Below are 25,318 nucleotides of genomic sequence, written 5' to 3' on the forward strand. Positions count from 1 at the left end.
ATTCCGTTTCATTTCTTCATTTCACTGTTTTTCCAAATTGATAAGGTTCCCGATTACTTAATGTGTCAAAATCATATCCTTTCTCACGAATGGATTTTATAACTTTCTCCAAAGAATTGGCAGTGACTCTATTCATGGAAGAATCATGCATAAGGATAATAGGATATTTATATTTTTCAACATCTTTCATTACATTTTTCCATACCTTGTATTCTGTCGGATTGCCCAAAGAATCTTCTGCACTTACATTCCAATCATAATAAGTAAAACCCCTTCTTTCCATTTCTGTAATCAACTGATCTTTTATACTTTTATTGTAACTATTTATGCTGCCCCATGGAAAACGGAATATCCTTGGTTGTACACCTGTAATATCATAAACCTGCTGATATACGGTATAAAAATCGTCTAAATAAGCTTCAACGGAAGCGTATATTTTTTTATAATTGTGAGAATAGGTATGTATTCCGATTTCATGGCCCTGCTCTACCATCATCTGTAGACACTCTTCCCCTTCTTCCGTCAGAGTAGAACCTAGTACAAAAAATGTAGCCTGTATCTCTTCTTCCTCTAAAATTTTTAGTATATCTTTTGTGATTCTGCTTGGTCCATCATCAAAGGATAGATATGCAATTTTTCTTTCCTTTAACTGAATAACCGGTTTTACGGTTTCAACATACATATCCGGAAACATATCCATATATGCAAAATGCTTTTCCTGTGATACTAATTTATCCTTATCCAATTTGTTATCGTCAAAGGTATTGTTATCGACGGCACCCTTTCCCATATCAACTTTTGTTTCTGAATCCTCTGACTCTGAAATTACTGTTTTGGAACTTCCTTCTTCTGAGTAATTTTCTTGATACAGGTCATTATGTAAGGCTGCTTCATTCTCTGATTTTGTAAGCAATTGAATGGAGTTATCGGAATACATATGCGAAGTTCCAGTATCCTGGCTTATGCTCAAATCTTTTTCTTTCCTTAGAAGCAATAATCTAATCAGCAAGATAGCCAGTATTAGCATTAATACACCAATGATTATTTTTTCTTTCTTATTTTTTTCCATTGCCTATCCTCTTCTAAACATTTTTGAAGCTAATAAGTAGATTGAAAGAAGGTGCACATAATTTTTCTTCATTTCTTCCATCAACCTTATATATTCAAAAGGATTGTTGCAAAACCAAATGTGTATTACCTTTTGCTGTAACATCAGCTTCAAGTATTCCACAAACTATTTTGCAGCAACCCTTTCCTATATTTCTATAATTTTATGCAATTAAAACCGAATCATTCCTGATTATAACTTAATTCTACGTCCTTTTTCTGCACTTTCCACAGCCGCCCTTATAATGCGTAATACATCTTTAACCTGTTCCGGCTTTACTGCCAGTTCCTCTTTTCCTGCTAATACACCATAAATATTATTATAGAATTCGTGGTAATTACCTATTTCTGTCTCTATTCTCTCCCGATAATTAACGCCATCTGCTTCCGTATTCAATATACCCCAATTTTCTTCCCTATCCTTTCCCCAATCATTTCCAACGGGTAATTCACCGGCTTTTAATTTTTCCTCCTGTACATCCATTCCGTATTTTACGTAAGAACCCTTCGTACCATGTACCGCAATATGGGGTCCTGCTTCCTTTACCATCTGGCTTGCAGATAAAACCGCCTTCATCTTATTATAATATAGATACACTTGAAAATTATCATCACCTAAAGTTTCCTCCCTTTGAGAGCGGATATCTGCATATACTTCCCCAGGCATTCCAAACAGGCACACAGCCTGATCAATAAGATGAACACCCAAATCATACATAACGCCTACACCCACTTCGCCGGTTTCTTTCCACTTTTTTGCACTGGCACCTTTTACGAACCTGTCAAAATGTGCTTCGTAATCTACAACCTCTCCTAGCCTTCCTTCTTCTATTAACCTTTTAGCAGTTACAAACCCTCCATCCCATCTTCTGTTTTGATAAACACTTAATAGGACTTCCTTTTCTTTGGCTATCTGAATCAATTCCTCTGCTTCCTGGGGATAAATGCATAGAGGCTTTTCAACAATTACATTCTTACCGGCTTCTAATGCCTGCTTTGCCATGGAATAATGAAATTTATTTGGGGTTGATATAACAATCAAGTCAATATCTTCTGTTAGTAATTCCTCAAATGTTCTTACCACGTTAACATAAGGATACAGTTCCTTTGATTTTGAGGACTTTCTTTCAAATACCTTTTCTATATTATAATGATTATTTGTATGAAGAAAAGCAGCCTGAAATATTTGACCTGACATGCCAAAACCTGCAATACCTACATTAATTTTTTTTACCATTGAATTTCTCCTTTTTATATGGCTATTTCTGCTTCTAACTATGAAATGATCCTGCTTTGATTTATTTATGTACTTCTCTATTGTATCATATAATATTTCAATTTTATTCATATATCCTTTATATAACTTTATTAAAGTATGTTATTGATTTTATTAGGGTATGTTGTTGGTACTCTTGAAATATTTTGTAAATTAAGCTATTATGAAAGGGGCTAAAATAATGTTGATTTTAGAAAAGTTGCCTCCTGAAGAAATGAATAAAAATTGTATATAAAAGATGCTGGAATCCTATTTACTATTTCGGCAAATGCATCAAAGGAGCATTTTATGAAGAAAGAACTAGGTTTTAAAGAATTAGAAAAGAATATAGAAACAACAATTTATGAAGGAATTTTAAAATTAGGATACAATTCTGAGGAAGCATTAAGTATTTATTATGATCTTGACCTGCTTAATTATCTATTACAAAAAGATTATTTAGACAATTCTCAATGCCTGGATTATTTGCAGGAATTTATTGCTTATGTTAATCCACGTTTATATAATATCAAAATCTCATTGGAGAAAGGCAGATTTAAATTCTCAGTACCTAAGGAAGGTATTGCTTATATATACAGTCATAATCAAAACAATACTTTTTTAAAAGAATTAATTCAAATGGTTAAGTCTCATAACTTTACACTGGATGATGTTCTTACTATATTTAGCCATTATTCCAACGAATTTACATGTGAAGAAATGAATAATTCTGAATTTCAATATGTGATTTATTTTAAAGACAGTAATATTGACAGATTCAAATATTGCTTCTCTTTTGATGAAATGGGTGGATATTACCACCGTCTGCTGGATTACAGTTTTAATAAAATTATGGAAGAATAAAATTATATCAAATTACAATGATAAATTTCTGTATATATTAATTGTCCTCCGATGGTTTCTGACTTCATAAGGCTCACTCTATTAACAGCCATCTCCATTGGAGGAATGGTTTTTTCAAATTCATTTATATCAAAAGTATTCTTAAACATAACTTTTCTTCCTAAGGTAAGATGTGGCTTATATTCTCTATCTTCAATAGTAAATCCACTATTTCTTAATTCTTTAACAATAGCTTTATTTAATTGAGATAATAGAGGGCTATTCTTTATTCCTGCCCAGAAAATATTCCCTTCTCTATGATTAAATTTTCCTAAGCCTTCAATAGACAAAGTAAAGGGCTTAACCTCTGGTTGTTCTATTGCTCTATTCATTGCATTTTGTATATCTTTTATAGCATTGCTTTCACCTATAAAGGCTATTGTAAGATGAAAATTATCCTTTTTAGTAAAATTTCCTTTTATAGAATTCTGCTTCATATATTGAGTTATCTTAAATAGATTGGATTTAATTTCAGGTGTAAAACTAATCGCAATAAATAGTCTCATGGTCTAATCTCCTCTGATTATTTTATTCTCTATTATGCGGTATGCTGATTATACTGCAAATATGTTTCTCTGTTAAGCATGGCACTCTATTAGGTATGGCTAAATCTAACTTGTTTAGCTAACTAGTCTTGCCTATCCATTACTTTTACTTATCTAACAAATTTGTCTATCTAACTAACTTTCCATTCTCTAAATTTTGTCTATCCACTAATCTTATCTATCTGATAAGTTTGTCTATCTAATAAGCTTATCTATTGATAGCTTATCTACTTGATAACCTTGTCTATCTGATAAGCTTATCTTTTGATATCTTGTCTACATGATAAGCTTGTCTACCTGATAGCTTGTCTACCTGATAGCTTGTCTATCTGATAAGCTTGTCTTTTGATATCTTGTCTACATGATAAGCTTGTCTTCCCGATAGCTTGTCTATCTGATAAGCTTATCTTTTGATATCTTGTCTACCTGATAGCTTGTCTATCTAATAAGCTTGTATATCTGATAATTACATCTATTTCTCCTCATAATACCATGGCAACTATGCCATTACAATATACATTAAGATTTGAAAAATAAATAATATTATTCTAATAAGCTTATACTAAGTTAAAAACTTTTCTTATGAAAAAATACAAAGAGTTTGTAATAAGTAACTATGATAAAAGGTGGAGATTATATAATGGACCTATTTGAATCCAAATCTATAAAACCAATGTTAATAAAAGTTACGGAAGAACCTTTTAATTCGCCAGACTACATTTATGAATTAAAATTAGACGGTATAAGATGTATTGCTTATCTCAACGAAACATCCACCGATTTAAGAAATAAAGAAAGTAATGCATTGCTTCCTTATTATCCTGAACTATCCAATATTCATGTTTTTACTAAAGGAAAATGTATTCTGGATGGTGAATTAGTGATACTTAAAAATGGCGTTCCTGACTTTTTTGAAATGCAAAGAAGAATGCATTTGGACGATAAATTTAAAATTGAGCTTGCTGCCAGACAATATCCTGCCAGTTATGTTGCTTATGATATCCTGTATCTTAATAATAAGAAGATAACTGATTTACCTCTGCTGCGGCGAAAAGAGATATTAGAAGAAGTGATAAATGAAGATGCAAAATTAGCTGTATCCAGATATGTATGTGAACATGGAATCGAATTATATAATTTTACAAAATGGCAAAACCTAGAGGGTGTAGTAGGCAAAGAGAAAGACAGTAAATATTACTTTGATACAGAGACAACGGACTGGATTAAATTTAAGAATTTGATCAATAGGAATTTTGTAGTCTGCGGATATATCCGAAAGGAAAATGGTATTACAAGTCTCATATTAGGCCAATATCGCGGTACGGAATTACTTTATAAAGGACAAGTAAGTTTGGGAGTCCCCTCAGACTTTACGTTAGAATACAATGTAAAGAAGATTGATTCTTCTCCATTCCGTTTAACTCCTTCCAGAGGTCGAGAAGCAGTGTGGCTAAAACCTGAATTAGTTTGTGTGATAGAATATATGCCTGATAAAAAAGGACCATCTGGACAGCCTGTATTAAAAGGGTTTAGGAAAGATAAAACTACCTTTGACTGTCAGGAAATTAATTAAAAATAAAAACGGCTTAATCCATTACGATTTAAACCGTTTTTATTCATTAAACTTATTTTACTTCAATTGTCCAGTTAAAAGTATCCTGAATTTTTCCTAACTGAAGTCCGGTAATGGTATCATAGAATTTTTGGCTGTATTCACCGATTTGGCCATTTCCAACTTCCATAATATGATCTTCCCATCTTAATTCTTTTACAGGTGAAATTACGGCTGCCGTACCTGTTCCGAATATTTCTTCCAATTTACCACTTTTATGAGCTTCATATATTTCATCAATGGAAATTCTTCTTTCTTCTACCGGTAAGCCCCATGCTTTGCAAAGATTAATAACAGAATTCCTGGTTACACCCGGCAAGATACTTCCATTTAACTGAGGTGTAACAACAGTTCCGTCAATTTTAAAGAAGATATTCATTGCACCTACTTCTTCAATGTATTTACGTTCTACACCATCCAGCCATAATACCTGGGAGTAACCCTCCTTGTGGGCTTTCACCTGAGATTTCAAGGAAGCCACATAGTTGCCGCCTGTTTTTGCTTCTCCGATACCGCCTCTTACAGCCCTTACATATTCATCTTCAATCCAAATCTTTACCGGATCCAACCCTTCTGGATAATAAGCTCCAACCGGTGATAAGATAACGATAAATAAATATGTATCAGAAGGTCTTACACCTAAGAAAGGATCTGTTGCAATAACAAATGGTCTTATGTACAAAGAGGTTCCGGGTTTGCTGGGAATCCATGCTTCATCCATTTTAACAATTGCTTTTAATGCGTCAAGAAAGTCTTCTTCCGGAATCTCTGGAATGCAAAGTCTTCGATTAGACTGATTTGCTCTTTCAATATTTTTGTCAGGACGGAATAATAACGTTCTTCCATCTTCTGCTTTGTAGGCCTTTAAGCCTTCAAACATTTCCTGTCCATAATGAAATACCATAGCAGATGGATCTAAACAAAGAGATTGATACGGAACGATTCTTGCATCATGCCATCCTTTTTCTGTCTCATAATTCATTAAAAACATATGGTCCGTAAATATGGTACCAAACTTTAATGGATTATCTGCTTTTGGAAGTTCCTTTGGTGTACTTGTTCTCTCAATTCTAATATCTAACATGGTTTTCATCCTTCTTTCTAAAGTACATAATCATTCACATTTTTTTATATAGTTACTATATTAATCTTCCTTTTCTTATTTTTCAAGTGTTTTGTTAGGGAAAGTATATAATAATTATAAACATTTATACTTTTACTGTTAATTATGGAAGATAAGATTCACTTCCTGGTAATTCAAAAATCGGTATCAGAGATACCACCATAATGGTAACACTAAATAATACATCTATCCCTTTTTCATTACCACTTTATCAATAATAAGTGGAGTTACGATAGATATGATAAGATAAATAGGTATACAAAGGAATAATGAAAAATAATTAAACTGATACTTGGTTAGCCACAGCTGATCCATTACATATTTTAGAGCACTGAGATTAACAATACTACTCACTATAACAAATGTTATTGAACTAACCAGGGTATAAAAGACTCCTTCCAATATCAGCATCGTTTTACGTTGCGAGCCTATCATCCCTATTTTATCTAATATAATAAGTTCATCTTTTCTACTTAATATACTGGTAATGAATACATTAATATAATTAATGATTCCAATAAGGCCCACTAAGATTGCACAAAATACCCCTGGAATTAGAAATGCATTTTTCGCCTCTTCATATTGTTTTTCAAACTCTAACTTAGATTTAAATCTCATAGATTCATTTTCATTCTTCACATATTCCATTAATTTTGAATGAATCTCTCTTAGCTTAGAATCTGGGACATTAAAGATATAACTCATTTTATGCGGTGTCGGAGCTATCTTTAAGTATTCTTCACTAGATAATGCCAATCTAGCAATAAATTCTAAAGTACCATTCAATTCTGCAAAATTGCTAATCTTCTTAACTTGTGCAACTACTGTATATGTTTTGACAAAGTGATTATCATAATACACATCAATATGATCTCCTACTTTAAACCTCATCGTACTCAAATCTGGCTTGTTATAGTCATCCACTTCTATTATTTCAATGATAGAAGTACCTGATTTTAGTACATCCTTGTTCAGTTCTCCATGGATCACTTCAAATTTAGAAAGCAGGAAGTCATCATAGCCATAAAGATCGATATCATAATCTATATTCCTATATTGTGTATGAAATATATCTTCTTTTACACGTTCAAAGCCATTCGAATCAACGATTCTACCATAAGATTTATCACAGTAAATTGTTCCTGCTTCCTTGATATCAATCGTATCTATATACTTTATAAACTCTTCATCTACTACACTGTTACCATCATATTCTGACTTAAAATAGTTAACGTGAGCAGCAATAAAATCAGAACTTACAAAACGACTCATATAGCTATCATAATCAAAACCACAAACAAAAGTAATCATCAAATTAAGAATTATAGGCATTAGTGACAAAGAAATAATAATTATCAGAAATTGTTTTGGATTTCTTAGGAGATTAAGCAGTGCTAGGTTATGAATATGGAGCTTTTTACTGATATCAAATCTTCTTCTTTTTTTTACTCCATTCATATTTATAGCTTCTGTTGATGACATTTTATTTGCACGTTTGGCAGGGGTCAGTAAACTAAGATATACTGTAATTACCGTAAATACACCTGCGAATATAAATATATATATATTCATGCTGATTTGAACATCAATTTCAGTTATTTTCATAAGAATCGGTAATAATATATTTCCTATCAAGTACCCAAAAAAGAATCCGATTGGTAAAGCTATCCCGGTAAGATACAAACCTTGTTTTATAATAAATGCTTTTATTTGCTTCGACGTAAATCCGATTGATTTCAATTGTCCATAAAATTTAATATGATTGAGAATTGATATGTTAAATACATTAAATATGAGCAAGTATCCTGATAACACAATAAACAAAATAAATAAGAATACAACAACAAATGTTCCATTTTCCAGAAACATATGTTTACTGTATACAGGGTTGATTGTATATTCTATCCTGTCATTTTCATTATTGTTATAACCGCTTTCTATCATTATATCTATAAATTTTTCTGCTAAGTTAATATTATGCTTTAGATTGACGAATAGAAAGTATATGGCTTTATTTTCATATATATTGGTAGTATTTATGAAATCATCTGATACAAACATTAATTGTATATCTTCAAATTTATTATACTCATAGACCCCGGACAAAATAAACTTTTTATCAAGTACATGCTCTTGAAATGCAATTTTTAAATCTATCTCTGTCCCAATAATAGGTTCGATACTTAATTGTTTTAACACGGTAGTACTTAACATGACCTCATTACTATTCTCTGGGTATTTTCCTTCCATACTACTCATTTTTAGATTTTTATATTCTTTAAAATGCTCGGGGGAAAAATAATAAGTAGTAGCAGTAAAGTTTTTATTTAATTTTTTATTTTCTATAACTCCCAAACTATAAATTAAATGACTGGATTGAATTTTCTTGTTCTGTTTTAATTTCTCCACTTGATTTAATGTAAGGTAATCGAAACTCCCACTATCACTGCAGCCAATCTCGTCAATCATTTGTGATTTGATCGAGTCATTTACAGATAAAACCACATTGAATACACAGGTAAATAGGATGCATGTCAGTACAATCCCTGATATTGCAAATAAATTCAGTAATCGATTATTCTTTAGATATCTCTGGGTAAGTTTTCTTAAAACACGTTTGGGATTCTTATCTATTCTCATAAAATTCTATCCCCTATTATTTTACCATCTTCTAATGTAATGACTCGATCTGCTTTGTTAGCTATATCTAAATCATGCGTTACCATAACGATGGTTTGGCCTAGCTGTTTTGCAACACTCTGTAATAAGGAAATTACCTCCTCCCCTGTCTTCTTATCTAAATTACCGGTCGGTTCATCCGCAAACAAAATGGTCGGTTTGGTGACCAACGCCCTGGCAATTGCTACTCTTTGTTGCTGTCCTCCCGAAAGTGTACCCGGGAATTCATTGACTTTATCTTCAATTGCCAATAGTTCAATCATTTGTTTTAAATACACTGCATCCGGTATTTTATTATCAAGGGAGAGGGGCAATATAATATTCTCCATCACGTTAAGTATTGGAAGTAAATTGAAATTTTGAAATATAAATCCTATATGTCTTCTACGAAACTTGGTTAAATCATCCTTACTTAATTTGTATATATTGATTCCGTTAATATTTACTTCTCCCTCGGTGGGTAATTCAACCCCTGCCAATAGATTAAGTAATGTACTTTTCCCACTACCGGATTTTCCTATAATACATACAAATTGTTTTTTCCCAACAGCAAAATCTACTTTATCAACTGCTTTTATAACATTTTGATCACCATTATAATATTTTTTTAAATTAGCTACATCTAACATCATTATTCTATATGTAATCTAAATAACATACTTTCCTTTCTTAAAATTTGAACTGCAATCATTATACACTACTGGGGATATTTACGAAAAGTAATTGAAGGACATATTATCTTTGAATGATTTCATGATGCTGATTCCATTAATAGTTATTACCCCTGAATTGATATCTCAAAATCACAAAAATAGATTAGTAAGCGTGGTTTTGTCAGATTCACTTGCTCCAACTATATTAGTCACTTTACCGTTTAATGCCCCAAAATTATTTAAGACACTCTTGTCTTTATATGCGAAATTAACATTACCAAAAGTTATATCTCCTTTAAAATCATTTTCTTGAATACCTATATGTATATTCGAATAACTTATAGCATGTTTTTTATCACATTTTTTACTATTATATCCATATTTTCTTCTTTCATCAACTAGTTTCATTCGACAAAATAAATTCTGGATTGTCATAGTAACTTCCGAAATTATTTAACCTATAACGTTATACTCTGTACAAACTATGATATAATAAAGCTGGTATTTATCTGTGGGGAAGGAGATTCTAAGAAAGATAATCATAAAAATTTAACATTTAGTAATCGTATTATTATTGAATAAATTCTAAATAAGGTACTATATTTTTCAGCAATTGCTCGCAAATTATATAAGCACGCCGCTGATGGAAGGGCATTACTTTATTGGTTACTTTATTGGCAGGCGGATGATTTAACGTATATCTTGAATTTATGGGAATTAGTGTTATATTTAAAGTGTTATATTAAAATAACTGCTATAAAAGTTCTGGAGGATAATCGAATTCAATAAATGAAATTTAAAACAAAAAAGATTAATTTATATTTAGATATATGAAGGAAGATATTTTTGTGTAATAGAAAGTGGAAAAAGGAAGGTAGAATAAATAATGATAATAACAGATTTTACACAGGAGCACATAGAAGAAGCACTTAAAATTGCAAAGGAAAACTATGAAGAAGAACGAAACTTTGTACCTATACTTCCCGCATTTGATGTTTTGCCTGACTTAGCCGAATTTGTGGAAAATGACTTAGGTGTTTCTGCATTTGAGGGTAATAAAATGGTTGGTTTCTTGTGTTGCTATAGACCTTGGGACAATGCTTTTACAACATATGCAAGAGGTACCTTTTCACCTATTCATGCTCATGGAGCTATTTATGAAAATAGAGGAAAAATCTATAAGCGCCTTTATCAGTCAGCTGCTAAAAAATGGGTAAATTCCGGTATCAGCAGTCATTCCATCGGTTTATATGCCCATGATACACAAGCAATAAATGCCTTTTTTACATATGGGTTTGGGTTACGTTGCGTTGATGCAATTCGTCCAATGGAAAAATTACAAGAAAAAATCAATTCTGACTTTGCATATTGCGAACTAAAAAAAGCGGATATTAAAGAAATCACAACACTTCACCGGGAACTGAGTGCACATATGGCCGAAAGTCCATGTTTTATGAAAACTATATCACAAGATTTGGAACTTACCCAGGAAGAAAATCAAAATTCACGAGTATTTATTGCGAAACATAATACTTCAATTATAGCCTTTTTAGAAGTAACAGATAATGCCGAAAATTTTGCAACTTCATATCCAGATATGCAGAATATTTGTGGTGCTTTCTGTTTACCTGAATATAGAGGCAGCGGTGCCATCCAGAGTCTATTGAATTTTATGATTGCGGCTTTGGGAAATGATGGTTATACCCGCCTGGGTGTAGACTTTGAAAGTTTTAATCCAACCGCCTATGGTTTTTGGCTGAAACATTTTACAGCATACACAAACGGCGTAGTACGCAGGATTGATGAAAAAGCAATTCCTGATATGTTTATATAGTTAAACAGGATCCAATATTTTAACAGGTTGGAAAGCTTAATAAATGTTCTTAACAGATTTATTCAACCACTATCGCTTTATACATATAACTCCTTACCGATTTATAATGAATTGATTTAAACAATTCATTTTACGATAAATCAGCAAGGAGTTATATCTTTTAGTAAATACCATTTACCAGTTGTGGTGTTTTTAAATACATAAATATATTTTATTTAAAGGGGAAGTGTTATTTATTTTGTGTTTTAATATAATAGTTTTCATTAAACAGTTTTTATTGCTCTAAGGGGTATTTATAAACTTCTCATTGTTAATTATTAGGATTTGTGTATTTTATACTTTATTAAAATTACAGGTTATTAATAAAATGGAATTTTACGAGCAATATTTAGTTTCTAGCTCTTCCAGCATAGTTTTATAATATGCCTGGGTCCCTTTTTCATTCGCTTCTTGTTCAAAAGCTTCCGTTTTTTTATTTATTTCATCTAAGATTTCACCCGGCAAGTTTTTAGCGCCAAAGCTATATACAACTTCGTCTTCCTTCGCAATATGACGGGTTAAAAGATGGGTATAACCTACAGCATTGCTAATGACGTCCAGTTTGCTTTCTTCATCGCCATTTTTTACTCTTTCTAAAGCTGCCTCCAAATCGGACATATACAACCTGCCCAGATCATGTTCCACCAACATTCCATGGGTAATAAGATTATCCGCTATTTTTCCAAGATGAGTTTGCATCTCTTTAAATAAAAGCTTTTCTTCCTTGCCGTGGTGATGTTTGTCAATATAGCTGCGAACAAAATCAATCATTTTACCAAAATCCACATAATCAATTTCTTTGCCCTGAAATATAGTATAGCAGGCACTGCGGATTACTTTTAACATACGGGATGCGTATTTATGTTCTTCAACCATTAAATCAATACTGTTCATTGGTTATCCACCTTCTTTCTATTTTGCTATTCTGCTAGTCGTCTCATCAAGTTTCTCAAAAGTAATATTAGCTTGGGCTAATAATCCTTTAATATATTCTTCTCTCAAAATATAGTAATTATTAATTTCTCCGCCAACTTCTGACCAATACCTCTCATGTACGCATAGACTGCGTTTCCATACGATTTCATGATCTTCTTGTGAAACCAGAACATTAGCATGATCACAGGGCATTCCATCAAGAAGGGTATCATTTAAGCATTTATATGCTTCTGATACAGTAGCATCTTTATTTAGGCCGGATTCTTTTTCTCCCAGTGTTCTAAATATTTCTTTTAGTTCTTCCAAGTTCTTGGAACTATTCTCAGAATCTTCTTTTTTCTGAGAATCTTTTTTTAATAAGGTGGTAACTGCATAAGCCAGTCTATATTCCACTGTTGACACACATTCCTGAAGCCAGCCATGTATATTGGAAATGTCTATTTGTTCTTCCAATGGTCTTAAATCAATGGTTCCATATTGATTATCCAACTTACTACTTAAATCATTACTTACGTTTTTATTTTCAGCAAATAGAATGACTGCTTCCACCATGTTGTTTTGTAATTTTATTTTATTGTATAACCAATAATGAATTGGGCCAAGAAAAGCGCTCATGTTACCTCCTTATATGTGAACATAACCGGTAAATTATATCTTCACCGGCTATGATTGTTGTCGTAAACAATCCTGTTTATTTCAAAGTACTGCTTTATTATCTTGAAGTACTGTTTTATTATTTCGAAGTACTATTTCATTATTTCGAAATACTGTTTTATTATCTCAAAATAACATTTTATTATTTCGAAGTACTATTTTATTATCTCAAAATAACGTTTTACTATTTCGAAGTACTGTTTTATTATTTTAAATACTGTTTTATCATTTTAAAGTACTATTTTATCATTTCAATAATACTTGCTTTATCATTTCAATAATACTTGCTTTTTACTATTTCATAATCTCAAGGGATATTGTTTTTATATCCCTCGAGATATATTGTGTAATACCTAAGTTCTATATTTTAAAATTGTGCATCTTAGAATTTAGAATTATGCCATGAATAATTTTAAGTCATCTTCTACTGTTCCAATTCCGGCAATTCCGAAGTTCTCAACTAATACTTTAGCTACATTTGGAGAAAGGAAAGCTGGTAACGTTGGTCCTAAGTGGATATTCTTAACTCCTAAATATAATAGAGAAAGTAGGACGATAACTGCCTTTTGCTCATACCATGCAATGTTGTATGCAATTGGAAGATCATTTACATCTTCTAAGCCAAAAACTTCTTTTAATTTAAGAGCAATTAGTACTAGAGAGTAAGAGTCATTACATTGTCCTGCATCCAATACTCTTGGTATTCCGCCAATATCCCCTAAAGGAAGTTTATTGTATTTGTATTTTGCACATCCGGCGGTTAGGATTACGGTATCTTGTGGCAATGCTTTTGCAAAATCAGTGTAGTAATTTCTTGATTTCGCTCTTCCGTCACAGCCTGCCATAACAAAGAATTTCTTAATAGCTCCGGATTTTACAGCATCTACTACTGCGCCAGCTAATTCAAATACCTGATTATGTGCAAATCCACCAACGATTTCTCCGGTTTCAATTTCAGTTGGAGCAGCACATTTCTTAGCATGTTCGATGATTTCAGAGAAATCTTTCTTATCACCAGTACTTCCAGGAATATGTTTACATCCTACAAATCCAGCTGCACCAGTCGTATATAATCTATCTTTGTAGCTATCCTTTGGTGGAACAATACAGTTTGTAGTCATAAGGATTGGTCCGTTAAAGGAAGCAAATTCTTCGTTTTGTTTCCACCAGGCATTACCATAGTTACCTACGAAGTTGCTATATTTCTTAAATGCTGGGTAATAATGAGCCGGAAGCATTTCGGAGTGAGTATAAACATCTACCCCTGTGCCCTGTGTTTGTTCCAACAATTGCTCTAAATCTTTTAGATCATGGCCGGAGATTAAAATACCAGGGTTTTTGCCAACACCAATATTAACTTTAGTGATTTCCGGATTACCATAAGAAGTTGTATTTGCTTCATCTAGTAAAGCCATACCGTCCACACCGAATTTACCGGTTTCTAATGTCAAAGCTACTAATTCATCAGCGGTTAAGCTATCATCTAATGTTTTAGCTAAAGCACTTTGCATAAATGAACATACTTCTTCATTCTCAAATGATAATGCATTTGCATGTTTTACATAAGCAGCTAAACCTTTTAATCCATAGGTGATTAGCTCTCTTAAGCTTCTAACGTCTTCATTTTCAGTTCTTAAAACACCAACTGTTACAGATTTTGCATCGAATTCTTCCTCTGTAACAGCTTCCCAGATTGCTGCATCCGGTAAATCTGTTTTATTACTTAATTTTTGTAATAAATCTCTCTTTACATTAAGAGTCATTCTTACCCTGTCATAGAATACCTTGTCGTCAAAGTTGGCATTAGTAATCGTTGTAAACAAGTTTAAAGTTACAAGATAATTAACATCCGTTCCAATGGTCTGTCCTTCTGCTCTAAGTCGTGTAGTCACTTCAGAAAGTCCCTTTGTAACATAGATTAATAAATCCTGCATTCTTGCAAGGTCCGGTGACTTACCACAGACACCGAATTTTGTACATCCGGTACACCCTGCTGTTTCCTGACATTGATAACAAAACATTTTGTTTTCCATTTACTTACCCTCCAATTATATATTTATAATTTATTGATTTTTAACTTGGTTGCTTCATTCTTTAAAATGAAATCTTTTTTGTCTAAGTTGTTTTAACCGATGTCATTATATTATAATAATTGAATTAGAATTTCTGTAACATATGTTACGAATTAAAAAATATTTTATAATTCATATCCTCTCTTTGCCATGCCATGAAAATGGTGTGGTTTATTAATACCCTTTATGGAAAGTGAAGAACTTCCCCCTATAAGGAAAAAACTTTGACAAAATATTGACAAAGTAATTACAAGATGATACATTATACTAGACGGTCGTCTATTAAAAGAAGGAGAATAGAAATGAAAAAACTTTTATTAATTATCTTAAGTATGACATTACTATTTACTGGTTGTTCAAAAGGAAAGAATACACCAGAACCAGAACAAGGAACGGAGACACTATTTAAAGCAGGTACATATGAAGGCAGCGCGAAAGGCTTCGCAGACGAAATCAAGTTATCTGTAACAGTAGATGATAATTCAATTACTGAAATAAATATAATATCTTCAAATGAGACTGAAAGCATTGGTGAGGTAGCACTTAAAACATTAACTGAGGAGGTTATATCAAAACAGTCCTTGGAAATAGATGTTGTATCTGGTGCTACTTACACTACAAATGGATTTGTTGAAGCAATGAAAAATGCTCTGACTCCATCAACGAAAGATATCAACAAGCTATTTGTTGAAGTTGAAAAGGGAAAAAAACAGGTAGTGGAATTAAACTATGATGTAGTAGTGGTAGGGTCTGGGGTTGCTGGATTAACTACTGCAAATGTTGCATTACAAGGTGGCTCTAAAGTATTAGTGTTAGAAAAAATGAGTATTCCTGGTGGAGCTTCGGCTACTGCCGGAGGTGGAACATTAGTGACGGGTTCTGATTTACAAAAGTCATTGAATATCGAAGATAGTGCCGATTTATTATATGATGATTTGATGAAAAATGGACGTAACTCCAATGATTCTAATACACTTAGAATGTTTGTAAATAGTATACCAAATGCTGTTAACTGGGCAAATAGTCCGGATGGAGGAAATCTAAAATATTCTGATGAACTAAGTAAGGCTCCTGTATATAATGCTGAACGTATTGCTAGTCCAGAAGGTATGGGTAACGGTGTAATTAATGAATTAGTCAACAAATTAAAAGCAAATAATGCAGAGCTCAAATTGGATACAAAAGCTACTGAATTGATCGTCGAGAATGGTGCTGTCATTGGTGTTAAAGCAGAGGGTAAAACAGAAGATTATATAATTAAAGCTTCCTCTGTAGTTTTAGCTACTGGTGGATACGGAGCGAATTCAGATTTAATATCTGAAAATGTTAAAGTTTTACCATATGCAGGTGCTGCTGGATCAACTGGTGATGCATTAGAAATGACCAAGGCGGTAAACGCAGCAACTATAAATATGGATAAAATAAATATTCAACCACATAGTATTAAATTAGAAAATGGCCGCGGACAGCATACATTCCAGGCTTGTAATTTTGTATATGCAAATACAGGTGCTATACTAGTTTCTCAAGATGGAGTTAGATTCGTAAAGGAAAATGATGATGCATATTTAATTAATAAGAAAATGCTGCAAAACGAACATTCATATTTAATTATGGACGAAGAAACTTATAATAAATATATTGAAATAGCTGTAGATTCACATAATTTCACAAAAGAACAAGCACAAGAATGGGTAAACAACAATGCCTCAGTAGATCCTGTTTTTGTAAAAGATGAATCTTTAGAGGATTTAGCTACAACTTTAAATATGAATACGGATAGCTTAAAAGCTACGGTTGAAACCTATAATGGTTTTATTGATGCCGGAGAAGATACGGAATTTGGACGGAAAGTAAGTAGTAAATTATCAGAAAGTGGACCTTATTACGCTGTTGAGATGAGCTTGAGATATTACGCTACACTAGGTGGGTTACAAGTTAATGATAATATGCAAGTTATGAACGTAGATGGTGAGCCAATTAGTGGTTTATTTGCTGCAGGGGAGGTAATTGGAGGAGCATTAGGTGACATTTATGCACCAGGCGCCCTTTTTGGATTTTCCCTAACTACTGGTTATAATGCTGGTATAGAAGCTGTTAAGGAATAAAAATAGAAATAGAGTAGTTAGCTTATTGAGAAGATACAATTGTTCCAATATACTATTTGTTCTTCTCAATAAGGTTACACTTAATATAACTGAATCTATATAGTATTAGATATTTTGAATTATGTTTTTTACTATTTTAAGGTCTTCATTATTATGTTTAATGTAAGATGATATTAATGATCCATGAATGATTGAAAAATAAAAAATTCGGTATTGACTGGCCTCTTCTTTACTTAAACCGAATTCTATCAGCATTTGTTCATACTCATTTTGCCAAGTTTCATAAATTTTTTGAACTTCAAGATTTATTCGGCTATTAGATTGACTGGTCTCTATTCCAATTAGCGTTATTGTTAAAGACTCTAAATACTTCTTATCAACAATCATTTCCAGTCTATTAATCATATTAATAAATAACTCTGAGGCGGTTTGTGCATTTTTAAAAAAGTCTTCTTTTATGCTTTTCATCATATTGTTGTATGAATACCATAAAGTTTCTATTACTAATTGTTCTTTACCATCTGGAAAATAATAATAAAATGAGCCTTTTGGAATCTGTGCACTTTTTACAATTTCATTTATGCCTGTTCCAAAATAACCTTTTTGTGAAAATATTTCTGCTGCTTTTTCTATTATAATAATTTTATTTGAATTCATTATACACATCCCTGCCTTGTAAAGCTCTTTTGCTATGCCATTTTTTTATTTCTATTCTATTATACACTATTTTTTCAATTTAAGGAATCTTTAATCATTTAAAAAAGATATGAAAGTCTAATCCTTTCATATCTTTATAAAATATTATATGCATTTTTCAGCCTGCATTCCCAAACAATTCTTTTGACCTGACAGGTATGTATCAATCCATTCTACTATATTATGTCAAAGCGGATAAACTTGCCTACAGACAAGTTAACGCTTACGCTACGGCTCTAACCTCATTGCCACTACGTGGCGGCTTCATCAAGAGTTTGAACTCCTTGCTAAACCAGGCAGGTCCCTTTCCCTGATGAGGTTAAATCAGTATCTGGCACAACTAATAAATTGCTATTGGCCCATAAGGACCTTCGATAATTTCTATTTTTGTTTCAAATATGTCTGTCAAAACTTCTGAATCCATAATCTCTTCCACTGTCCCAAAAGCAGCAATTTGTCCATCTTTCATGGCACAAATTCTATCAGAATATTTGGCTGCAAAATTTATATCATGAAGAACCATCAGAATTGTTCTTCCAAATTCATTAGCAACATGTCTCAAATGCTCCATCATTTGCACAGAACGAGCAACATCAAGATTGTTCAGGGGCTCGTCCAAAAGTACATATTCCGTCTCTTGGCACAAAACCATTGCTACATATGCCCTTTGCCTTTGTCCACCAGAAAGCTCATCTAAATATCTATTTTCTAGATCAGTCAAGCCTAAAAAATCGATATATTTAGAAATGATGACCTCATCCTCTTTCGTTAATCTTCCCTTGGAATGGGGAAAACGTCCAAATCCAGCTAATTGTCTAACAGTAAGCCTGGTTACAAAATGGTTTTCTTGTCGTAAAATAGTTAAATTTTTTGCTAAATCTTCTGATTTACATTCAGAAATATCCATATTCGCCACCCTAATATGGCCTTCATCCATATTTAAAAGTCTTCCAATCATCAAAAGGGTGGTAGACTTTCCAGCACCATTTGGCCCAATTAAAGAAGTAAGACCAGCTTTGGGTATGTTAATATTCAAAGGTCCTATTTTTACCTCATCAGTATACACTTTTTTTGCATTATCAATTGTTATCATAATGTTCCCTTCCTTAAAAGTACAATTAAAAATGTTATTCCACCAAACATTTCAATAATAACTGAAACTACACCTTGTGCGTTGAATACATGATACATAAAAAAGTATGCACCCGTTATTATCAAAAATCCTATTGCAAGAGACATTGGAAAAACATATCTGTGATCATAAGTTGGCACCACTTGATAGCTCAAAGTCGCAACTAAAAATCCATAGAAAGTAAGTGGACCAACCAACGCCGTTGAAATTGACATCAGAATGGAAATTAATATAAGTGTATAAATTATGTTTGATTGATGATTTACTCCCAAAGAAGTACAGACATCTCTTCCAAGTGACAATACATTTAATTTCTTAGAATAAACAAGAATAAGTACTGCTGCAACTATTACAATTGGAATTGCAATAGGAAAATATTCAGAGGCCGCATTATTAACAGAGCCAAACAATTTTGCCTGTAAAATATCAAACTCAGACGGCGCAAGAAGTCTTCTCATAAAAGTTGACAAAGACCTCAGCCCTGTTCCAATAATCACTCCAACCAAAAGCATAAGTTGTAAATTTCCATACTTTCCAGAAAGCAGCCATCCATAAAGTATCAAACACATTAAGACCATAATAACAACTTGAAATACAAACGATCCAATACCTCTAAAACTTATGAATGCACTGGCACCAAAGAAGAACATTGTACTCGTATGAATTGTTGAGTAAAGTGCTTCAAAACCTAAAAGCGATGGAGTGATAACCCTATTATTCGTAATTGATTGGAAAGCCACAGTCGACAAACTCTGACAAATTACAGCAATAATCATTGTAACAAGGGCTACCATCCTTCTTCTAGCAACTGGGATAAAAGAGGGGGAATCTACTGGAACTGGATTGTTATAAACCAAGAGTCCGTAGGAAAAAAGGATGCCCAAAGCAATCAGTGCTATGAGCAAAATCCAATAGCGTTTTTCTTCTTTCTTAGAACGAAAAGCTCTAGCTGATCTATTTTCATTATGAAGACTAGATATAATTCCATCATTTACATTATTACTATATTCTAATCCCTTCATCTTTGTCTCCTTTGTCTTAATAAAATAACAATAAATACAACTGAACCTACTGTTCCAAGAATCAATGAGACAGGTACTTCAAAAGGCATAATAATTGTCCGGGAAATTATATCGCAAACAGTTATAGTACCCATTCCTAACACACATACCCAAGGCAAATTACTCCTTAGATCATCGCCCCTATACATTGAAACAATATTTGGTACAATTAAACCTAAAAAAGGTAAGTTTCCAATAACCGCTGCAACAATTCCAACCGCAAAAGAAATAAGACCAGTACCAAGAAGAACAATCTTATTATAACTTAATCCAAGACTTGTTGTGACATCTTCCCCTAGTCCAGCTAAAGTCAACTTATCCGCATAGACAAAAATAAGAAAAGTAACGATAACAATTAACCACAAATATTCGTATCTTCCGATTTGAACCGATGCAAAAGATCCTACAAACCAGGTTTCAATATTTTGTGTCATTTGAAAAACAAGTCCAATAAAAGTGGAAATTGCAGAAATAACTGCTCCAAGCATCATTCCTATAATCGGAACAATCAAAGACGAACGAAGTTTAACTCTTTTTAAAAACATAAAGAAAATCATCGTTCCTATAAAAGAAAAAACGATTGCCCCAGTCATTCTTTGAACTAAAGTTGGTGCAGGAAAAAACAAATAAACAAAGACAAGTCCCAAACCTGCCCACTCAATAGTTCCTGTTGTAGTAGACTCAACTAAACGATTCTGTGTAATCAATTGCATTACCAGGCCTGACATTGACATTGCAGCTCCAGTAAGCATTAGTGAAGCTGTTCTTGGAACACGAGTAATGAAAAACATATTTATTCCATCTTCCTGCCCTTTTATATCATAAACTCCAGTAAACAATGATATAATACCTAAAATAATAACAACAATAATTGCTAATATAAAGGGTTTTGTCCATATTTTATTATGATTATAACGTTGGGGCTGAGAAATCTCAGCCCCAACCAATTTTTGTATTGTATCTTTTGGCACTATACTATACTCCTTTATACTACTTACTATTTAGCTAAAGTATTTGCAAGATTTTCAAATAACTCTAGATAGGTTTGTATTGATTCATTAGTATAAGTATCATTTGGTGCATAAACGATCTGTCCTTTAGTAACAGCAGTTGTATTTTTAAGAGCAGGTGAATTATCAATAACATCCTGAGCAGGAACCGCATCCGTTGTAGAAGATACTGCAGCATCACGATCTAGTACGAAAATCCAATCCGGATTACTTTGTGCAATAGCTTCAACAGAAATATCATCACCTTGATGATCGGAAGAAGAACCATCAACTTCTAATGCCGGAGTCCATCCAAAAATTTCATACATTGGTCCCCAAACACGTCCAGAATGCGGTGCTGAAAAACCTATATCTCCACCGGAAACTACAACACTCATAACTGTATCCGTTCCATTATATGCAGACTTAGCATTTTCAATAGCTTGATCAAAATCAGCTACTAATTGTTCAGCCTCTTTATTTTTATCAAAAATTTTCCCTAAACTGATTGTAGAATTCTTAAGTCCATTTACTAAATTTTCTCCAGGTGCAGCCGCTTCCTCAGAAACATCAAAATTAAGATTAATAACAGCTGCATTTGGTACTAATGCTTTTATCTCTTCATAAAAGCTGGCAAATCTTTGACCAACAATTACAAGTTCAGGATCTACCGCTGCCAAAATTTCAAGATTTGGTTCACGATGATTTCCAATATCTTGAACTGAATCATCAGCTACATATGGTGAATCTGCAGGCATTACAGCCTTTGGAACAGCTGCTAATTCAATTCCCCAATCAGATAAAGTTTCAAAAGTTCTATTATCCAAAGCAACTACATTCTTTGGATTTACGGGAACAGTAACAGTTCCATAGATATCTGTGATTTCAACCGTTAAAGCTTTCTCACTTTCAGCAGTCTCTTCAGTTCCAGCAGTTTCTTCACTTTCAACCGCTTCAGTAGGATTTGCTGGCTTATTCATATCAGGGTCAACAGTATCATTACTTGGTTTTGAGCAAGCTGCCAGTACCAAAGCAAAAGTTGCTAAAATAACAGTTAATTTAAAAAATTTTGATTTTCTCATAAATCTCTCCTTATATGTAATCATGGTAGATAATAGATTATTGAATTGATGAAATTAATATCTATGTTATATTTTAATGCCTGATTTAATAGTAATTATCACTATTTCACTATAGTGCACAGAAACAATACAAACATTATGACAATGATTATCAATTTCAATATCTTTGTTTATTATATCAAAACAAAAAATATTGTCAACTGTTTTTTTCTTTGCTTTTCGATTTTTTCCTGCCTTTTCGATTTTATTGATTTGCATCTTATTATTTTTAAAAACCGTCAACCAAAGGAATTATCTCCTGATTGACGGCCATACAGCGTTCTTATGCTTCTTCAATTTGAATCAAACTAATACCCCCTTTTAGAAATTTTTACCTCTTCTGCTTCTTCCCTTTTACGCTCATCTATATGACTTTCCTTCATCCAATTCCCAAACTTATTAAAAAGATTACAAAGTTGTATGGAAGTATGACAAGAAATGTAGTAAAATTTTTAATATAACAATGAAAGCTGGTATGAAGCAAATTTATACAATAGGGGGAAATATTTAGGTGATACTAGAAGCAACGTTATACATTAAGAACGCAATTGAGGCTGTGGAATTTTATAAGAGACTTTCTGGAAAAGTACTTCTCCCTTTAGGTTCAGTTCCCTGGAGCTCTTGTTGTGCTGAAGTAATAGATAAATACGAACAGGCAAGCCACTTCCCTGATGAGGTTAAATAAATATATCACACGTAAACTCTTTCTCCATAGTTTAAAAGTTTATTGTTTGAAATGAGAATCCAAAAGAACAATTTCCTATTGATTACATAAAATTAGATATTATATTATTACGAATTAAGGAGGAAAGAACCAATATGAAGTACATAAAGTTAATAGAAACTTATACCCCTGCTAATGCACAAGAGGAACAAGATAAAAAAGTCATCTTAAACTATATAAAACATTTCGAAAATAATGTTTTACTCAGAGATAATGAAATAGCTCATATAACCAGCTCCGGATTTATTATGAATAAGAACTTGGATAAAGCATTGTTAGTACACCATAATATACGAAAAGTCTGGTCCTGGACAGGTGGACACGCCGATGGTGACGAAGATTTGCTACATGTTTCACTAAAAGAGGCTAAGGAAGAAACAGGCATCATTGATATACATCCATTAACAGATAATATAGCCTCCATTGACATCCTCCCCGTATTTGGTCACATTAAAAATTCTAAATATGTAAATGCCCACCTGCATCTATCTATTGCATATATCCTTATAGCAGACGAAAAAAGTGAAGTACGTATTTGTACCGAAGAAAACAGCGGCGTAGAATGGTTTCCAATTAATAAATTCACACAGAAATATTTTGATGAAGGTGATGTTTACTTATACAACAAACTAATTTCTTTCGCACATAAGTTTGCCAATAAAACTAACATTTAACCACATTAACTAATTCTATTTCTTAATATTTCGGAGATCAAACACCCTCTCATAACCCAATTACGAATATTTACACAACACCCTAGAAATACTATCCTCGAAAGGAGTGTTAAATATGAGTAAATTTAATGATACCAAAGGTGCTCCCACAAAAAGACCCGAAACAAACGATGAAACTCCAGATTCCGCAACCAAAAATGGTGATGTATATTCCCGAGAGCTGGAACAACCCAACCGTTCCAATGCAACACCAGACATTCCACAAGAAATACCAATACGCGAAATGAAGTAACATTATAAAAATTTGGGTTATTAACAATAGTACGCTTTGCCCAATATGGGGTATTCATACCATAGAGAGTAGGGGATATTGTATATTGCTTGTTCCATATAGAAATTCGATGGTTCTAATACGATAGGAATCGCTTAAAGCATATTTAAAAATTGAGAACTCCTCGGCTGTGCCTCGTCAAACATCTCAATTTTTTAATATTGGCGCGATTTCTATCGTATAAGAACCATTAGCGAATTTCTCAAAGTCACTAGCAATATACAATATCCCCCACTCTCTATGGTCAATTTAGTTTATGAAGGGCAAAGCTGTATATTGAAATAGGTAGATTTTTTATAAGATTTATAGTACTTTGTGATAGAAAAATATTTCTTAAATTCTCAGTCTAGTCCGTCATTACTATTGACATCAATGTATTGTGTGTTAAACAATGTCCAAGAATGGTAACCGTTATTCAGAAGAATTAAAACAACAGATAGTTGATCTTTATCAATCAGGTAGCTCAGTAAGCTATCTCAGTGGCGAGTATGGTGTAACGATTTATAAAGGATAAAAGAATTATCTTCAGTTAAGGTATCTGAGAAGGAAGAAATCCGTAAATTTTATACGGAAAGTAAATCCTGATATGGCACTCCAAAAATCTTAAAGAAACCGGTAAGAAGGTTCGTCTTAAAAGAGTTCAGCGTTACATGTCATCAATGGGGCTTCGCTCAATTGTAGTAAAAAAATTTCGACCACATTCTTCTAAATCGAGTATAGTAGAAAAAGATAACATCTTAAATAGAGATTTTCAAGCATCTAGTATTAACCAAAAGTGGTGTACGGACATTACTTATATTCATAAAAGACAGATGGACTTGCCTTGCTTCAGTAATGGATCTCTATAGTAAAAAGATTATTGGCTATGCATATGGAACTTCAATGACAGCTGAATTAGCTGCTAAAGCAGTAGAAAATGCCTGCATAAACGTGAAGATACAAAAGGTATTATTCTGCATAGCCATTTAGGAGTACTTGAAGCTGCTGCATAGGATGTTAAACTTTTTGTGTCTATGTTATTGACACAAGTCCACTGTTGGCATAACAGATTGAGTGTATTTTACTTGTAT

23 protein-coding genes are annotated in these 25,318 nt (G+C 32.7%); 8 read left to right on the plus strand and 15 right to left on the minus strand.

What is annotated here, in order from left to right; translation table 11 throughout:
- Positions 1 to 16: 16 nt before the first annotated feature.
- A complete protein-coding gene (locus RT261_RS15305) occupies positions 17 to 1,069 on the minus strand; it encodes a polysaccharide deacetylase family protein (protein WP_313133765.1) in 1,053 nt (350 codons plus the stop codon).
- 231 nt (positions 1,070 to 1,300) lie between these two features.
- Positions 1,301 to 2,344 carry a Gfo/Idh/MocA family oxidoreductase gene (locus tag RT261_RS15310; RefSeq protein WP_313133766.1) on the minus strand — a complete coding sequence of 348 codons (1,044 nt, stop codon included), beginning with the start codon at positions 2,342 to 2,344 and terminating at the stop codon, positions 1,301 to 1,303.
- A gap of 327 nt (positions 2,345 to 2,671) precedes the next feature.
- On the opposite strand from RT261_RS15310, the gene RT261_RS15315 reads away from it, so the two are divergent.
- Entirely contained in the window at positions 2,672 to 3,226 is a 555-nt protein-coding gene (locus RT261_RS15315; RefSeq protein ID WP_313133768.1) for a DUF3877 family protein, read from the plus strand.
- 2 nt (positions 3,227 to 3,228) lie between these two features.
- Here RT261_RS15315 and thpR read toward each other — a convergent pair whose 3' ends face one another.
- Positions 3,229 to 3,771 carry an RNA 2',3'-cyclic phosphodiesterase gene (gene thpR, locus RT261_RS15320; RefSeq protein ID WP_313133770.1) on the minus strand — a complete coding sequence of 181 codons (543 nt, stop codon included), beginning with the start codon at positions 3,769 to 3,771 and terminating at the stop codon, positions 3,229 to 3,231.
- Positions 3,772 to 4,450: 679 nt separating this feature from the next.
- On the opposite strand from thpR, the gene RT261_RS15325 reads away from it, so the two are divergent.
- Complete coding sequence (locus tag RT261_RS15325) at positions 4,451 to 5,383, plus strand: ATP-dependent DNA ligase (protein ID WP_313133771.1); 933 nt, start codon at positions 4,451 to 4,453, stop codon at positions 5,381 to 5,383.
- A 52-nt stretch (positions 5,384 to 5,435) separates the two neighbouring features.
- On the opposite strand, the gene RT261_RS15330 is transcribed toward RT261_RS15325, so the two are convergent.
- The 4 genes from RT261_RS15330 to RT261_RS15345 all read right to left on the minus strand — a co-directional run bounded on the left by RT261_RS15330 (position 5,436) and on the right by RT261_RS15345 (position 10,285).
- Positions 5,436 to 6,506 carry a branched-chain amino acid aminotransferase gene (locus RT261_RS15330; RefSeq protein ID WP_313133773.1) on the minus strand — a complete coding sequence of 357 codons (1,071 nt, stop codon included), beginning with the start codon at positions 6,504 to 6,506 and terminating at the stop codon, positions 5,436 to 5,438.
- Positions 6,507 to 6,731: 225 nt separating this feature from the next.
- Positions 6,732 to 9,185, minus strand: coding sequence for an ABC transporter permease (locus RT261_RS15335; protein WP_313133775.1), 2,454 nt, complete (start codon positions 9,183 to 9,185; stop codon positions 6,732 to 6,734).
- Positions 9,182 to 9,856, minus strand: a complete 675-nt coding sequence (locus RT261_RS15340; protein ID WP_313133777.1) for an ABC transporter ATP-binding protein — start codon at positions 9,854 to 9,856, stop codon at positions 9,182 to 9,184. The genes RT261_RS15335 and RT261_RS15340 overlap by 4 nt, the downstream gene beginning before the upstream one ends.
- A 171-nt stretch (positions 9,857 to 10,027) precedes the next feature.
- Positions 10,028 to 10,285, minus strand: a complete 258-nt coding sequence (locus tag RT261_RS15345) for a hypothetical protein (protein ID WP_313133779.1) — start codon at positions 10,283 to 10,285, stop codon at positions 10,028 to 10,030.
- Positions 10,286 to 10,763: 478 nt separating this feature from the next.
- Between RT261_RS15345 and RT261_RS15350 the strand changes: the two genes are divergently transcribed.
- The gene (locus tag RT261_RS15350) at positions 10,764 to 11,711 is read left to right on the plus strand and encodes a GNAT family N-acetyltransferase (RefSeq protein WP_313133781.1); all 948 of its coding nucleotides are present in this window, start codon (positions 10,764 to 10,766) and stop codon (positions 11,709 to 11,711) included.
- 375 nt (positions 11,712 to 12,086) lie between these two features.
- Here RT261_RS15350 and RT261_RS15355 read toward each other — a convergent pair whose 3' ends face one another.
- From RT261_RS15355 to hcp, 3 genes are all read right to left on the minus strand, one after another.
- Positions 12,087 to 12,644 (minus strand): hemerythrin domain-containing protein, encoded by a 558-nt coding sequence (locus tag RT261_RS15355; RefSeq protein WP_313133783.1) that lies wholly within the window; start codon positions 12,642 to 12,644, stop codon positions 12,087 to 12,089.
- A gap of 18 nt (positions 12,645 to 12,662) precedes the next feature.
- Complete coding sequence (locus RT261_RS15360; RefSeq protein ID WP_313133785.1) at positions 12,663 to 13,301, minus strand: hypothetical protein; 639 nt, start codon at positions 13,299 to 13,301, stop codon at positions 12,663 to 12,665.
- 434 nt (positions 13,302 to 13,735) lie between these two features.
- Entirely contained in the window at positions 13,736 to 15,373 is a 1,638-nt protein-coding gene (gene hcp, locus RT261_RS15365) for a hydroxylamine reductase (RefSeq protein WP_313133786.1), read from the minus strand.
- A gap of 341 nt (positions 15,374 to 15,714) precedes the next feature.
- On the opposite strand from hcp, the gene RT261_RS15370 reads away from it, so the two are divergent.
- The gene (locus RT261_RS15370) at positions 15,715 to 17,520 is read left to right on the plus strand and encodes an FAD-dependent oxidoreductase (RefSeq protein ID WP_313133787.1); all 1,806 of its coding nucleotides are present in this window, start codon (positions 15,715 to 15,717) and stop codon (positions 17,518 to 17,520) included.
- A gap of 105 nt (positions 17,521 to 17,625) precedes the next feature.
- Here the strand turns inward: RT261_RS15370 and RT261_RS15375 are convergent, their stop codons facing one another.
- From RT261_RS15375 to RT261_RS15395, 5 genes are all read right to left on the minus strand, one after another.
- On the minus strand, positions 17,626 to 18,177 hold the full coding sequence (locus RT261_RS15375) for a TetR/AcrR family transcriptional regulator (protein ID WP_313133789.1): 552 nt from the start codon (positions 18,175 to 18,177) through the stop codon (positions 17,626 to 17,628).
- A gap of 379 nt (positions 18,178 to 18,556) precedes the next feature.
- Positions 18,557 to 19,309, minus strand: a complete 753-nt coding sequence (locus RT261_RS15380) for an iron ABC transporter ATP-binding protein (RefSeq protein WP_313133790.1) — start codon at positions 19,307 to 19,309, stop codon at positions 18,557 to 18,559.
- Entirely contained in the window at positions 19,306 to 20,370 is a 1,065-nt protein-coding gene (locus tag RT261_RS15385; RefSeq protein ID WP_313133791.1) for an iron chelate uptake ABC transporter family permease subunit, read from the minus strand. Before RT261_RS15385 ends, RT261_RS15380 begins: the two co-directional genes overlap by 4 nt.
- On the minus strand, positions 20,367 to 21,380 hold the full coding sequence (locus tag RT261_RS15390) for an ABC transporter permease (protein WP_313133792.1): 1,014 nt from the start codon (positions 21,378 to 21,380) through the stop codon (positions 20,367 to 20,369). The genes RT261_RS15385 and RT261_RS15390 overlap by 4 nt, the downstream gene beginning before the upstream one ends.
- 26 nt (positions 21,381 to 21,406) lie before the next feature.
- The gene (locus RT261_RS15395) at positions 21,407 to 22,480 is read right to left on the minus strand and encodes a siderophore ABC transporter substrate-binding protein (protein ID WP_313133793.1); all 1,074 of its coding nucleotides are present in this window, start codon (positions 22,478 to 22,480) and stop codon (positions 21,407 to 21,409) included.
- 550 nt (positions 22,481 to 23,030) lie between these two features.
- Here RT261_RS15395 and RT261_RS15400 point away from each other — a divergent pair.
- From RT261_RS15400 to RT261_RS15415, 4 genes are all read left to right on the plus strand, one after another.
- Positions 23,031 to 23,204 (plus strand): hypothetical protein, encoded by a 174-nt coding sequence (locus RT261_RS15400; protein WP_313133794.1) that lies wholly within the window; start codon positions 23,031 to 23,033, stop codon positions 23,202 to 23,204.
- Positions 23,205 to 23,338: 134 nt separating this feature from the next.
- Complete coding sequence (locus RT261_RS15405; RefSeq protein ID WP_313133795.1) at positions 23,339 to 23,917, plus strand: NUDIX hydrolase; 579 nt, start codon at positions 23,339 to 23,341, stop codon at positions 23,915 to 23,917.
- A 115-nt stretch (positions 23,918 to 24,032) separates the two neighbouring features.
- Positions 24,033 to 24,209 (plus strand): hypothetical protein, encoded by a 177-nt coding sequence (locus tag RT261_RS15410; protein ID WP_313133796.1) that lies wholly within the window; start codon positions 24,033 to 24,035, stop codon positions 24,207 to 24,209.
- An 873-nt stretch (positions 24,210 to 25,082) separates the two neighbouring features.
- Complete coding sequence (locus tag RT261_RS15415) at positions 25,083 to 25,217, plus strand: hypothetical protein (protein ID WP_313133797.1); 135 nt, start codon at positions 25,083 to 25,085, stop codon at positions 25,215 to 25,217.
- The last annotated feature ends 101 nt before the right edge of the window (positions 25,218 to 25,318 follow it).

The sequence above is a fragment of the Anaerocolumna sp. genome (assembly GCF_032079385.1).
Taxonomy (GTDB): domain Bacteria; phylum Bacillota; class Clostridia; order Lachnospirales; family Lachnospiraceae; genus Anaerocolumna.

Excerpts from the sequence above, each read along its gene's own strand:
- RT261_RS15310 (WP_313133766.1), bottom strand. The coding sequence starts at position 2,344 with ATGGTAAAAAAAATTAATGTAGGTATTGCAGGTTTTGGCATGTCAGGT.
- thpR (WP_313133770.1), bottom strand. The coding sequence starts at position 3,771 with ATGAGACTATTTATTGCGATTAGTTTTACACCTGAAATTAAATCCAAT.
- RT261_RS15405 (WP_313133795.1), top strand. The coding sequence starts at position 23,339 with ATGAAGTACATAAAGTTAATAGAAACTTATACCCCTGCTAATGCACAA.
- RT261_RS15325 (WP_313133771.1), top strand. The coding sequence starts at position 4,451 with ATGGACCTATTTGAATCCAAATCTATAAAACCAATGTTAATAAAAGTT.
- RT261_RS15305 (WP_313133765.1), bottom strand. The coding sequence starts at position 1,069 with ATGGAAAAAAATAAGAAAGAAAAAATAATCATTGGTGTATTAATGCTA.
- RT261_RS15415 (WP_313133797.1), top strand. The coding sequence starts at position 25,083 with ATGGATCTCTATAGTAAAAAGATTATTGGCTATGCATATGGAACTTCA.
- RT261_RS15410 (WP_313133796.1), top strand. The coding sequence starts at position 24,033 with ATGAGTAAATTTAATGATACCAAAGGTGCTCCCACAAAAAGACCCGAA.
- RT261_RS15340 (WP_313133777.1), bottom strand. The coding sequence starts at position 9,856 with ATGATGTTAGATGTAGCTAATTTAAAAAAATATTATAATGGTGATCAA.
- RT261_RS15370 (WP_313133787.1), top strand. The coding sequence starts at position 15,715 with ATGAAAAAACTTTTATTAATTATCTTAAGTATGACATTACTATTTACT.
- RT261_RS15345 (WP_313133779.1), bottom strand. The coding sequence starts at position 10,285 with ATGAAACTAGTTGATGAAAGAAGAAAATATGGATATAATAGTAAAAAA.
- RT261_RS15335 (WP_313133775.1), bottom strand. The coding sequence starts at position 9,185 with ATGAGAATAGATAAGAATCCCAAACGTGTTTTAAGAAAACTTACCCAG.
- RT261_RS15375 (WP_313133789.1), bottom strand. The coding sequence starts at position 18,177 with ATGAATTCAAATAAAATTATTATAATAGAAAAAGCAGCAGAAATATTT.
- RT261_RS15360 (WP_313133785.1), bottom strand. The coding sequence starts at position 13,301 with ATGAGCGCTTTTCTTGGCCCAATTCATTATTGGTTATACAATAAAATA.
- RT261_RS15395 (WP_313133793.1), bottom strand. The coding sequence starts at position 22,480 with ATGAGAAAATCAAAATTTTTTAAATTAACTGTTATTTTAGCAACTTTT.
- RT261_RS15315 (WP_313133768.1), top strand. The coding sequence starts at position 2,672 with ATGAAGAAAGAACTAGGTTTTAAAGAATTAGAAAAGAATATAGAAACA.
- RT261_RS15350 (WP_313133781.1), top strand. The coding sequence starts at position 10,764 with ATGATAATAACAGATTTTACACAGGAGCACATAGAAGAAGCACTTAAA.
- RT261_RS15330 (WP_313133773.1), bottom strand. The coding sequence starts at position 6,506 with ATGTTAGATATTAGAATTGAGAGAACAAGTACACCAAAGGAACTTCCA.
- hcp (WP_313133786.1), bottom strand. The coding sequence starts at position 15,373 with ATGGAAAACAAAATGTTTTGTTATCAATGTCAGGAAACAGCAGGGTGT.
- RT261_RS15380 (WP_313133790.1), bottom strand. The coding sequence starts at position 19,309 with ATGATAACAATTGATAATGCAAAAAAAGTGTATACTGATGAGGTAAAA.
- RT261_RS15355 (WP_313133783.1), bottom strand. The coding sequence starts at position 12,644 with ATGAACAGTATTGATTTAATGGTTGAAGAACATAAATACGCATCCCGT.
- RT261_RS15385 (WP_313133791.1), bottom strand. The coding sequence starts at position 20,370 with ATGAAGGGATTAGAATATAGTAATAATGTAAATGATGGAATTATATCT.